The organism is Streptomyces sp. NBC_00190 (assembly GCF_036203305.1).
Classification (GTDB): Bacteria; Actinomycetota; Actinomycetes; order Streptomycetales; family Streptomycetaceae; genus Streptomyces.
Window position 1 is genome coordinate 1376276 of the sequence record NZ_CP108131.1, and the last position, 11835, is coordinate 1388110.

At 72.1% G+C, this 11835-nt stretch carries 7 protein-coding genes; 6 read left to right on the forward strand and 1 reads right to left on the reverse strand.

Features of this window, described 5'->3' with window-relative positions:
• Positions 1-90 precede the first annotated feature (90 nt).
• The 4 genes from OG429_RS06840 (at position 91) to OG429_RS06855 (ending at position 7285) form a co-directional block, all read left to right on the forward strand.
• Positions 91-543 carry a MarR family winged helix-turn-helix transcriptional regulator gene (locus OG429_RS06840; protein WP_328924395.1) on the forward strand — a complete coding sequence of 151 codons (453 nt, stop codon included), beginning with the start codon at positions 91-93 and terminating at the stop codon, positions 541-543.
• Between the two features lie 40 nt (positions 544-583).
• Positions 584-3520 carry an FAD-binding and (Fe-S)-binding domain-containing protein gene (locus OG429_RS06845; protein ID WP_328924396.1) on the forward strand — a complete coding sequence of 979 codons (2937 nt, stop codon included), beginning with the start codon at positions 584-586 and terminating at the stop codon, positions 3518-3520.
• 148 nt (positions 3521-3668) lie between these two features.
• Positions 3669-5507 carry an ABC transporter ATP-binding protein gene (locus tag OG429_RS06850; protein WP_328924397.1) on the forward strand — a complete coding sequence of 613 codons (1839 nt, stop codon included), beginning with the start codon at positions 3669-3671 and terminating at the stop codon, positions 5505-5507.
• Positions 5504-7285, forward strand: a complete 1782-nt coding sequence (locus tag OG429_RS06855; protein ID WP_328924398.1) for an ABC transporter ATP-binding protein — start codon at positions 5504-5506, stop codon at positions 7283-7285. The genes OG429_RS06850 and OG429_RS06855 overlap by 4 nt, the downstream gene beginning before the upstream one ends.
• A 76-nt stretch (positions 7286-7361) precedes the next feature.
• Here OG429_RS06855 and OG429_RS06860 read toward each other — a convergent pair whose 3' ends face one another.
• Complete coding sequence (locus OG429_RS06860; protein ID WP_328924399.1) at positions 7362-8153, reverse strand: metal-dependent hydrolase; 792 nt, start codon at positions 8151-8153, stop codon at positions 7362-7364.
• A 144-nt stretch (positions 8154-8297) separates the two neighbouring features.
• On the opposite strand from OG429_RS06860, the gene OG429_RS06865 reads away from it, so the two are divergent.
• Both OG429_RS06865 and OG429_RS06870 read left to right on the forward strand, forming a co-directional pair.
• Positions 8298-10820 carry a DEAD/DEAH box helicase gene (locus OG429_RS06865; RefSeq protein ID WP_328924400.1) on the forward strand — a complete coding sequence of 841 codons (2523 nt, stop codon included), beginning with the start codon at positions 8298-8300 and terminating at the stop codon, positions 10818-10820.
• A 49-nt stretch (positions 10821-10869) separates the two neighbouring features.
• Positions 10870-11778 carry an acyl-CoA thioesterase gene (locus OG429_RS06870; protein ID WP_328924401.1) on the forward strand — a complete coding sequence of 303 codons (909 nt, stop codon included), beginning with the start codon at positions 10870-10872 and terminating at the stop codon, positions 11776-11778.
• The last annotated feature ends 57 nt before the right edge of the window (positions 11779-11835 follow it).

Here is an 11835-nt window from a genome sequence, read left to right on the forward strand (position 1 = left end):
CCTCTCGGGGGGTCGGAGGTCGAGGCCATTGGAGCATAGGTCATTGTTACCTATACTCACAATGAATGGGGTCCTGATATCGTTCCCGGCATGAGCTCCGCCTCCGACACCGATCGCCTCCTCGCCGAACAGCTGCTGCGCCTGACGCGCAGGCTCCACCGGATCCAGAAGCGCCACATGGAACCGCTCGGGATCACTCCCGCCCAGGGTCGGCTGCTGCGCCTCGTCTCGCACTACGAGGACGGCCAGGCACCACGAATGGCGGATCTCGCCGCCCGCCTGGAGGTCGTCCCGCGCGCCGTGACCACCCTCGTGGACGGCCTGGAGGCGGCCGAATGCGTGCGCCGCGCGCCCGACCCCGCGAACCGCCGCGTCATACGGATCGAGCTCACCGACACCGGCCGCGCCACGCTGCGCCGTCTGCGCAACGCGCGGACCGACGCGGCAGAGGAGATCCTGGCCCCATTGACCGCCGAACAGCGCGAGGTGCTCGGCGGACTGCTGAACGCCCTGTCGGACGCCCCGGCGGAGCGCCGCTGCTGACGGGGCCACGCGTGGGCCGCGATGAGGCGAGGGGTCCCACATGCCGCTGCTGGAACCGAGGCCCGGGGCGCTGCGCCCGCGCAGCATCAGCGGCCCCGCCCCCGACCGGGTGCCCGGGCACCGGGCCGCCGGCACCCCGGAACCGCTGCGCACCGAGCTGGCCGAGCTGCTCGGCCCCGAGAAGGTGCTGTGGAAGATCTCCGACCTGGTCCGCTACGCCTCCGACGCCTCCCCCTACCGCTTCGTCCCCCAGGTCGTGGTGATCGCCGAGGACATCGACGACATCTCCGCGGTCCTCTCGTACGCCCACGGCCGCGGGCGCGAGGTCGTCTTCCGTGCCGCGGGCACCTCGCTCAACGGGCAGGCCCAGGGCGAGGACATCCTCGTCGACGTACGCCGCCACTGGGCCGGCATCGAGGTGCTGGACGGAGGCCGGCTGGCCCGGATCCGGCCCGGCACCACCGTCTTCCGGGCCAATGCCGCCCTCGCCCGGCACGGCCGCGTGCTCGGCCCGGACCCGGCCAGTGCCATCGCCTGCACCCTCGGCGGAGTCGTCGCCAACAACGCCTCGGGCATGACGGCGGGCACCACGAGGAACTCGTACCGCACGCTCTCCTCCCTCACCCTCGTGCTCCCGGGCGGCACGGTGGTGGACACGGCGGACCCGCTGGCCGACGAGGAGCTGGCGCGCGCCGAGCCGGCCCTGTGCCACGGGCTGATGGGGATCAAGGCGGAGATCGAGGCCGACCCCGCGCTGGTCGCCCGGATCCGCGCCAAGTACGAGATCAAGAACACCACGGGCTACCGGCTCGACGCCTATCTGGACGGCAACACCCCCGTGGAGATCCTGCGCGGGCTGACGGTCGGGTCGGAGGGCACCCTCGGCTTCATCGCCGAGGTCGTCTTCGACACCCTCCCGCTGGACCGCGAACTCTGCTCCGCCCTGCTGTTCTTCCCCTCGCTGCCCGCCGCGGCCGCCGCCGTACCGCTCTTCAACGAGGCCGGCGCCTTCGCCGTCGAGCTGATGGACGGCAACACCCTGCGGGCCTCGGTCAGCGTCGCGGGCGTCCCCGCCGACTGGGCTGACCTGCCCAAGGACACCACCGCCCTGCTGGTGGAGTTCCGCGCACCGGACGAGGCCGGCCGGGACGCGTACGAGCGCCGCGCGACGCGGCTGCTCGCCGGACTCGACCTCGTCGCCCCGGTTGCCTCGGTCACCAACGCCTTCACCCGGGACCCCAGGACCATCGGCGGCTACTGGACGGCTCGCAGGGCCTTCATCGCCGCCGTCGGCGGAGCTCGCGCCCCCGGCACCACGCTGATCACCGAGGACTTCGCGGTGCCCCCGTCCCGGCTGGCCGAGGCCTGCGAGGCGCTCCTCGAACTCCAGGCGGAGCACGGCTTCGACTCGGCCGTCGCCGGGCACGCCGCCCACGGCAACCTGCACTTCCTGCTCGCCTTCGACGCCGCCGACCCGGCGGACGTCGAGCGGTACGCGGCCTTCATGGACGCCTTCTGCCGGCTCACCGTGGAACGCTTCGACGGCTCGCTGAAGGCCGAGCACTCCACCGGGCGCAACATGGCGCCCTTCCTGGAACTGGAGTGGGGGGCCAAGGCCACCGAACTGATGTGGCGCACCAAACGAGTCGTCGACCCGGAGGGGGTGCTCGCCCCGCGGATCCTCCTCGACCGCGACCCGCAGGCGCACCTGCGCGGTCTGAAGACCATTCCGCGGGTGGAGGAGGTGGCCGACCCGTGCATCGAGTGCGGATTCTGTGAACCGACCTGCCCCAGCGGGGACCTGACGACCACTCCGCGCCAGCGGATCGTGCTGCGCCGCGAGATGACCCGCCAGCAGCCCGGCTCCACGGTGCTGGACGGGCTGCTCGACTCCTACGGCTACGACGCCGTCGACACCTGCGCGGCCGACTCCACCTGCAAGCCGGCCTGCCCGGTCGGCATCGACACCGGCGCGCTGATGAGGGATTTCCGCCACCGCCGGCACAGCGCCCGCGAGGAGCGGGCCGCGGAGCTGGCCGCGCGGCGGTTCCGTGCCGTCGAGACCGCCACCCGGCTCGCGGTGGCCACCGCCGATCAGGTGAGGAGCCGGTTCGGGGACCGCCTGCTCGAGGCTGTCACAGGGGCCGCCCGCAAGGCCGTACGACCGGACCTGGTGCCGCGGTGGCTGCCGCAGATCCCCGGAGCCGCGGCGCGGCGACTGCCCTCCACCCGGCGGGTGGGCGCCTCGGCGGTGTACTACCCGTCCTGCGTCAACCGGATCTTCGGCGGTCCCGACGACCGGCCCGGGCCCTCCCTGCCACAGGCCGTGGTGGCCGTGTCGGAGCGGGCCGGGAAGCCCGTGTGGATCCCCCGTGACGTGACCGGCACCTGCTGCGCGACGATCTGGTACTCCAAGGGCTACGACGCCGGGAACCGGGTGATGGCCAACCGCATCGTCGAGGCGGCCTGGGGCTGGACCGCCGGCGGACGGTTGCCGCTGGTCGTCGACGCCTCCTCCTGCACCCTGGGCATCGCCCACGAGGTCGTCCCCTACCTGACGGAGGGGAACCGGTCCCTGCACGCGCAGTTGCGCATCGTCGACTCGGTGGTCTGGGCGGCCGAGGAGCTCCTGCCGCACCTGGAGATCCGTCGCACGGCCGGCTCGGCGGTCCTCCATCCCACCTGTTCGATGCGGCACTTGGGTGACGAGGGACAGCTGCGGACCGTCGCCGAGGCGTGCGCCGACGAGGTGGTGGTTCCGGACGACGCGGGGTGCTGCGCCTTCGCGGGTGACCGGGGCATGCTGCACCCCGAGCTGACGGCCTCGGCGACGGCACGCGAGGCCGCCGAGGTGACGGCGCGGCCGTTCGACGCGCACCTGTCGGCGAACCGGATGTGCGAGGTGGGCATGGAGCGGGCGACCGGGCGTGGCTATCACTCGGTTCTGCTCGAACTGGAGCGTGCCACCCGCCCCTGAGTCGCTTTTCTGACCTCGCGCTACGTCGTAGGGCGGGCCCGTAAACCTCCCCGCGGCGAGGCGTGGGGGACGGAAAATCGATTGCCCGGCTCCGGTCAGGAAGGCGAACCTTGCACGGTTTGGACCACTCGACCAGTCATGGGGCGTCATGCAGATCAGCGATCTTCCGTATCCGGACCCCGGGGTACCGGACGCCCGCTCCGGGCCCCGGTTCCTGGTGTGGCTGGGCCGGGGTCAGCTCGGCGGACAGCTCAAGAGCCTGTGCTGGGGACTGGTGCACTTCGGCGGCATCGCCGGACTGCCGTACGCGGTGGGCACGGGCATCGACGCGGTCGTCGACCGCGACTCCACCCGGCTGCTCCTCGTCGGCGGGCTGCTGGTGCTGCTCGGCGCCGCCATCTCGCTCGGCGACGCCATGCTGCACCGGACGGCCGTCACCAACTGGATCACGGCCGCCGCTCGCGTGCAGCAGCTGCTGGCGCGCAAGACCGCCGAGCTGGGCTCCGCCCTGACCCGCCGGGTCGCCGCGGGCGAGGTGGTCGCGGTCTCCACCGGCGATGTCGAGAAGATCGGCTGGTTCGTCGAAGCGGTCTCCCGCTTCCTCGCCGCCGCGTTCACCGTCGTGCTCGTCTGCATCGGTCTGCTGTTCTACGCGCCCGAGCTGGGCGTGGTCGTGGCGCTCGGGGTGCCGCTGGTCGCCCTGGCGGCGCTGCCGTTGCTGCCCCGCGCCACCCGACGCGCCGACATCCAGCGGGAGAAGGCGGGCAAGGCCACCGAGCTGGCCTCCGACACCGTCGCGGGTCTGCGGGTGCTGCGCGGCATCGGCGGCGAGGAGCTCTTCCTCGGCCGCTACCGCGAGGCATCGCAGGAGGTCCGCAAGGCGGCCGTGCGCAGTGCCCGGATGTGGGCGCTGATCTCGGCGATCCAGGTACTCCTGCCGGGCACGCTGCTGATCACGGTGGTCTGGTACGGCGCCGCGCTCGTGGCGGACGGGCGCATCGCGGTGGGTGAACTCGTCGCGGTGTTCAGCGCGGTGGCCACGCTGCTGTACCCGCTGCGCCACTTCGAGGAGATCGCCATGGCGTACTCGTTCTCGCGGCCCTCGGCCAAGCGGGCTGCCCGGGTGCTGTCGCTGACCCGTACCGACGCCGCCGAGCGGCCGCCGGCCGCCGAGGCACCCGAGGCGCCGTCCCCGGGCGCGGACCTGTACGACCCGCAGACCGGACTGCTGGCCCCCGCAGGCCGGTTCACCGCCGTCGTGTGCGGGGACCCGGACCTGGCGGGCCGGCTCGCGGAGCGTCTCGGCGGCCACCCGATGGACGCGGACGCCGATGCCGCCGCCGGACCCTCGGCGCTCCTCGGCGGGGTCGCGCTGGACGAGCTCGCGCTGGACACCGCGCGCACGCTGGTCCTCGTACAGGACAAGGATCCGGTCCTGCTGTCCGGGACCCTGCGCGAGCTGTTCGACGTACCGTCCTCGGGGGCGACCCCGTCCGGTGCGGCCCTGGCGGCGGCCCAGTGCGCGGACGTCCTGGACGCGCTGCTGCAGTCGGCGCCGGACGGGGTCGACGATCCTATGGACGCGCGGATCACCGAGCGCGGCCGGTCGTTGTCCGGCGGGCAGCGCCAGCGGCTCGCGCTGGCGCGCTCCCTGGTGACCGACCCGGAGGTGCTGGTGCTGGACGAGCCGACCTCGGCGGTCGACTCGCACACCGAGGCACGGATCGCCGACGGGGTCGCGTCCCTGCGCGCCGGGCGCACCACCGTGGTCCTGGCGTCCTCGCCGCTGCTGCTGGACCGCGCCGACCGGGTCGTCCTCATCCACGAGGGCACGGTCGCGGCGGTCGGTACGCACCGCGAACTGCTGCACGGCGAACCGCTCTACCGGGCGGTCGTCACGCGCGAGACGGAAGAGGAGCAGCAGGTCGCGCCCCACGGGCTGACCGAGCTGGAAGAAGCACTCACAGAGATCGAGGAATCCGCATGATCGGCGTGGCACCGCCGGAGTACGATCCGGCGGCCCCCGAGTCGGCCGCGACCCTGCCCGTGGGCACGTCGGCGACCGTACGGGGCTATGTGCGCGGCCTGTTCCGGCGACACCGGCGGGCCTTCGCGGTGCTGGTGGGCGTCAACGCCGTCGCGGTGATCGCCTCCATGGTCGGCCCGTACCTGCTGGGCCGGGTCGTGGACGATCTCGCGGCGGGGGCGCGGGAGCTCCATCTGGAGCGCGTGGCGCTGCTGTTCGCGGTGGCTCTCGCCGTCCAGGCGCTCTTCGTCCGGCTGGTCCGGCTGCGCGGGGCGATGCTCGGCGAGGAGATGCTCGCCGATCTGCGCGAGGACTTCCTGGTGCGGTCCGTGGGGCTGCCGCCCGGTGTGCTGGAGCGCGCGGGCACCGGTGACCTGCTGTCGCGGATCACCACCGACATCGACCGGCTCGCCAACGCCATGCGCGAGGCCGTGCCGCAGCTGGCCATCGGCGTGGTGTGGGCGGGGCTGCTCTTCGGGGCGCTCGCGGTGACGGCGCCGCAGCTCGCGCTGGCCGCGCTGGTGGCGCTTCCGGTGCTGGTGATCGGCTGCCGCTGGTACTTCCGGCGGGCGCCGTCGGCGTACCGCTCGGAGGCGGCCGGCTACGCGGCGGTCGCGGCCGCGCTCACCGAGACGGTGGACGCGGGCCGCACGGTCGAGGCGCACCGTCTCGGGAAGGACCGGATCGCGCTGTCCGAGCGCCGGATCAAGCAGTGGACGGCGTGGGAGCGGTACACGCTGTTCCTGCGGACGGTCCTGTTCCCCGTCGTCAACGTCACGTACGTGACGATCCTCGGCTCCGTGCTGATGATCGGCGGGTACTGCGTGCTGCGGGGCTGGATGTCGGTGGGACAGCTGACCACGGGTGCACTGCTGGCCCAGATGATGGTCGATCCGATCGGGCTGATCCTGCGCTGGTACGACGAACTGCAGATCGCCCAGGTCTCGCTGGCCCGGCTGGTGGGCGTGCGGGAGATCGAGCCGGACGCCGGGGACCCGAGGGTCGGGCCCGAGGGCCGGGAGGTCCGGGCGGACGAGGTGCGCTTCGGCTACCGGGAGGGCGTGGACGTACTGCACGAGGTGTCGATGTCCGTGCCGCCGGGCACCCGGATGGCGCTCGTCGGCCCCTCGGGTGCGGGCAAGTCCACGCTGGGCCGGCTGCTCGCGGGCATCTACGCGCCGCGGACCGGCGAGATCACCCTCGGCGGGGCGCGGCTGTCGCGGATGCAGGCGGAGCGGGTGCGCGAGCACGTGGCACTCGTCAACCAGGAGCACCACGTGTTCGTGGGTTCGCTGCGGGACAACCTGCGCCTGGCCAGGACGGGCGCCGCGGACACGGAGCTGTGGGCGGCGCTGGGTGCGGTGGACGCGGACGGCTGGGCACGCGCCCTGGAGGCCGGCCTGGACACCGAGGTCGGCTCCGGGGGCACGGCGCTGACCCCGGCTCAGGCGCAGCAGGTCGCGCTGGCCCGGCTGGTGCTGGCGGACCCGCACACGCTGGTGCTGGACGAGGCGACCTCATTGCTGGACCCGCGTGCGGCACGGCACCTGGAGCGTTCGCTGGCCCGGGTGCTGGACGGCCGTACGGTCATCGCGATCGCCCACCGGCTGCACACCGCGCACGACGCGGATGTGATCGCGGTGGTCGAGGGCGGCAGGATCAGCGAACTCGGATCGCACGACGAGCTGGTCGCCGCCGACGGCGCGTACGCGGCGCTGTGGCGGTCCTGGCACGGGTGACCCCGGTGCGCGGGGCGACCGGGGGGCGGCCGGACCACCGGGGGGTCCGGCCGCCCCTCGGCGTCCGGGACCGGTCCTAGATGAAACCGAGGGCCGAGGCGCCGCCAAAGCCGCCGAGCAGCAGGAACACCGGCATGAGGACCTTGAGCTCCACCCAGCTGCCGGCCCGGAAGCGCATCATCTTCGGCGGGCCGATCGGGTACCAGCGCTTGCCGGCTATCGGGAGCGGCCACAGGACCGGGCAGCCGGAGACGGTCAGGGCGTCGCCGATGTCGTGGACCAGGGCTCCGAGCAGGATCGGCAGGCCGAGCCAGAGGTACTCCTGCCCCGGCGCGGTGAACAGCCAGCCCGCGCCGTTGCCGGGCTGGTCGAGCACACCGGCCAGGATCCACGCGCTGGTCGCGCCGAGCAGCCAGACGAGGATGTCGCTGGACATCCGGGCGGCCCGCCACAGCAGGCCTTCGACCGCGAGCACCAGGTGGACGAAGAGCAGCGCGAGCACGCCCCAGCGGTCGGCGGTCACGGCGAGCGCGGACGCACCTGCGCCTATCAGGACGGCCCAGAGCCAGGTGTGCGTCAGGGTGCGGTGGCCCCCGGTGCGGCGGGCGTCCTTCGGCGAGCGCGTGGCCTTGTAGACGGCGTAGGAGATCTTGTCGACCACCTCGCACAGTCCGCGGGAGAGCGGGCCGAAGGCGCGCGAGATCGTCGCCGACTTGTGGTCGAGATCGGGGGCGAGGGCGGCTCCGGCACAGATCAGCGCCCCGACGACCAGGACCGGCCACGGCATGGGGTGCCCGGCGGCCGCGGTGGCCGCGCCCACCCCCAGCCAGGCCGCCGCCCCGGAGAGTGAATGCGCCGGACCCATCATGGTCGTTCCCCGCCCCGGTGGTGTGCTGGTCGGGCCCGGTGACTGTTTCATTCGGGCCGCATCGACGGCACAGCGTACCGTCGGTGATCTTCCCTCCGTCGGCCGGTTCCCTGATCCGGGGGGAAGCCAGGCAAGATGGGGGGTGTGACCCTCATTGATCAGCTCCCGCCGAACGCCGACCCCGACGCCCTCTTCGAGGCTTTCTCCTCGTGGGCGGAGGACCAGGGCATCACCCTGTACCCGGCTCAGGAGGAGGCGCTGATCGAGGTCGTCTCCGGGGCGAACGTGATCCTTTCCACCCCGACCGGCTCCGGCAAGAGCCTCGTCGCCGCGGGCGCGCACTTCACCGCCCTGGCCCAGGACAAGGTCACCTTCTACACCGCCCCGATCAAGGCACTGGTGTCGGAGAAGTTCTTCGACCTGTGCAAGCTCTTCGGCACCGAGAACGTCGGCATGCTGACCGGCGACGCCTCGGTGAACGCGGACGCCCCGGTGATCTGCTGCACCGCCGAGGTGCTGGCCTCCATCGCCCTGCGCGACGGCAAGCACGCCGACATCGGCCAGGTCGTGATGGACGAGTTCCACTTCTACGCCGAGCCGGACCGCGGGTGGGCCTGGCAGATCCCGCTGCTGGAGCTGCCGCAGGCGCAGTTCATCCTGATGTCCGCGACCCTCGGCGACATGAAGCGGTTCGAGGAGGAGCTGACCCGGCGCACCGGCCGGCCCACCTCGGTGGTCCGCTCCGCGACCCGGCCCGTCCCGCTCTCGTACGAGTACGTCACCACGCCGATCACCGACACGATCACCGAGCTGCTGGAGACCCGGCAGGCTCCCGTCTACATCGTGCACTTCACCCAGGCCCAGGCGGTCGAGCGGGCGCAGTCGCTCATGAGCATCAACATGTGCACCCGCGAGGAGAAGGACAAGATCGCCGACCTGATCGGCAACTTCCGCTTCACCACCAAGTTCGGCCAGAACCTGTCCCGCTACGTCCGGCACGGCATCGGCGTGCACCACGCCGGCATGCTGCCCAAGTACCGACGCCTGGTCGAGAAGCTGGCCCAGGCCGGTCTGCTGAAGGTCATCTGCGGTACCGACACCCTCGGCGTCGGCGTCAACGTCCCGATCCGTACGGTGCTGTTCACCGCGCTCACCAAGTACGACGGCAACCGGGTCCGCACCCTGCGCGCCCGCGAGTTCCACCAGATCGCCGGCCGCGCGGGCCGGGCCGGCTTCGACACGGCGGGCTACGTGGTCGCACAGGCGCCCGAGCACGTCATCGAGAACGAGAAGGCCCTCGCCAAGGCGGGCGACGACCCGAAGAAGCGCCGCAAGGTGGTGCGCAAGAAGGCTCCCGAGGGCTTCGTGGCATGGTCGGACACCACCTTCGAGAAGCTCATCGCCGCCGATCCGGAGGCGCTGACCTCGCGCTTCAAGGTCACCAACATCATGCTGCTGTCGGTCATCGCCCGGCCGGGCGACGCCTTCCAGGCGATGCGCCACCTCCTGGAGGACAACCACGAGCCGCGCAAGGCCCAGCTGCGGCACATCCGCCGGGCCATCGCGATCTACCGCTCGCTGCTGGACGGCGGTGTGGTCGAGAAGCTCGACAGCCCTGACGCGGAGGGCCGCACCATCCGGCTCACCGTCGACCTCCAGCAGGACTTCGCACTCAACCAGCCGCTCTCCACCTTCGCGCTCGCCTCCTTCGACCTGCTGGACCCGGAGTCCCCTTCCTACGCGCTGGACATGGTGTCCGTCGTGGAGTCCACGCTGGACGACCCGCGCCAGATCCTGGCCGCCCAGCAGAACAAGGAGCGCGGCATCGCGGTCGGCCAGATGAAGGCCGACGGGATCGAGTACGAGGAGCGGATGGAAAGGCTCCAGGACGTCACCTATCCCAAGCCGCTCGAAGAGCTGCTCTTCCACGCCTACGACGTGTACGCCAAGAGCCACCCGTGGGTGCGCGACCACCCCGTCTCCCCGAAGTCGATCATCCGCGACATGTACGAACGCGCGATGACCTTCACCGAGTTCACCTCCTTCTACGAGCTGGCCCGCACCGAGGGCATCGTGCTGCGCTACCTGGCCAGCGCGTTCAAGGCGCTGGACCACACCATCCCCGACGACCTCAAGTCCGAGGACCTCCAGGACCTGATCGCCTGGCTCGGCGAGCTGGTCCGCCAGGTGGACTCCAGCCTGCTCGACGAGTGGGAGCAGCTGGCGAACCCGGAGGTGGAGACGGCGGAGCAGGCCCAGGAGAAGGCCGACCAGGTCAAGCCGGTCACCGCGAACGGGCGCGCCTTCCGCGTGCTGGTCCGCAACGCGATGTTCCGCCGGGTTGAGCTGGCCGCCCTCGACCACGTCAACGTGCTGGGCGAACTGGACGCCGAGTCCGGCTGGGACGCGGACGCCTGGGGCGAGGCCATGGACGGGTACTGGGACGAGTACGACGACCTGGGCACCGGTCCCGACGCACGCGGCCCGAAGCTGCTGCAGATCGAGGAGGACCCGGTGCACGGCCTGTGGCGGGTCCGCCAGACCTTCGCCGACCCGAACGGGGACCATGGCTGGGGCATCAGCGCCGAGGTCGACCTCGCGGCCTCCGACGAGGAGGGCCGGGCTGTCATCCGGGTCACCTCGGTCGGCGAGCTCGGCGCGCTCTGACCGCCACCGGCGTCCCGCCGTCCCCACCACCGACAGTGGAGATCCTCTGATGACGAACCCCGCCGAGAGACTGGTCGACCTGCTCGATCTGGAGCAGATCGAGGTCAACATCTTCCGCGGCGCCAGCCCGCAGGAGTCCCTCCAGCGCGTCTTCGGCGGCCAGGTCGCCGGCCAGGCGCTGGTGGCCGCCGGCCGCACCACGGAGAGCGGCCGCCCGGTCCACTCACTGCACGCGTACTTCCTGCGCCCCGGTCTCCCCGGGGTGCCGATCGTGTACCAGGTGGAGCGGGTGCGCGACGGGCGGTCCTTCACCACGCGCCGCGTCACCGCGGTCCAGCAGGGCAAGACGATCTTCAATCTCACCGCCTCCTTCCACCATCCGGAGGAGGGCAGCATCGAGCACCAGCTGCCTCCTCACCACGTTCCTCATCCGGACACGCTCCCGAAGGTCGCGGACGAGATCCGCGAACACCTGGGCGCCCTGCCCGAGACGCTGGAGCGGATGGCCCGCCGCCAGCCCTTCGACATCCGGTACGTGAACCGGCTCCGCTGGACTCCCGAGGAGCTCAAGGACGCCGATCCCCGCAGCGCGGTGTGGATGCGGGCGGTCGGCCCGCTGGGCGACGACCCGCTCGTGCACACCTGCGCCCTCACCTATGCCAGTGACATGACCCTCCTCGATGCCGTGCGCATCCCGGTAGAACCCCTGTGGGGGATGCGCGGGTTCGACATGGCGAGCCTGGATCACGCCATGTGGTTCCACCGCCCGTTCCGGGCGGACGAGTGGTTCCTGTACGACCAGGAGTCCCCCATCGCGCACGGCGGCCGGGGCCTGGCCCGGGGCCGTATCTACGACCTGGAGGGCAGGCTGCTGGTCTCCGTGGTCCAGGAAGGCCTCTTCCGCCCGTACCCCGCCAAGCCGCCCCGGCCCGCCGGGTCGGCCCCGCCGGCCCAGTAGTCCGGGCACCCCCCGCAGTCCAGCCAACCCCCGTAGTCCAGGCACCTCCCGAAGTCC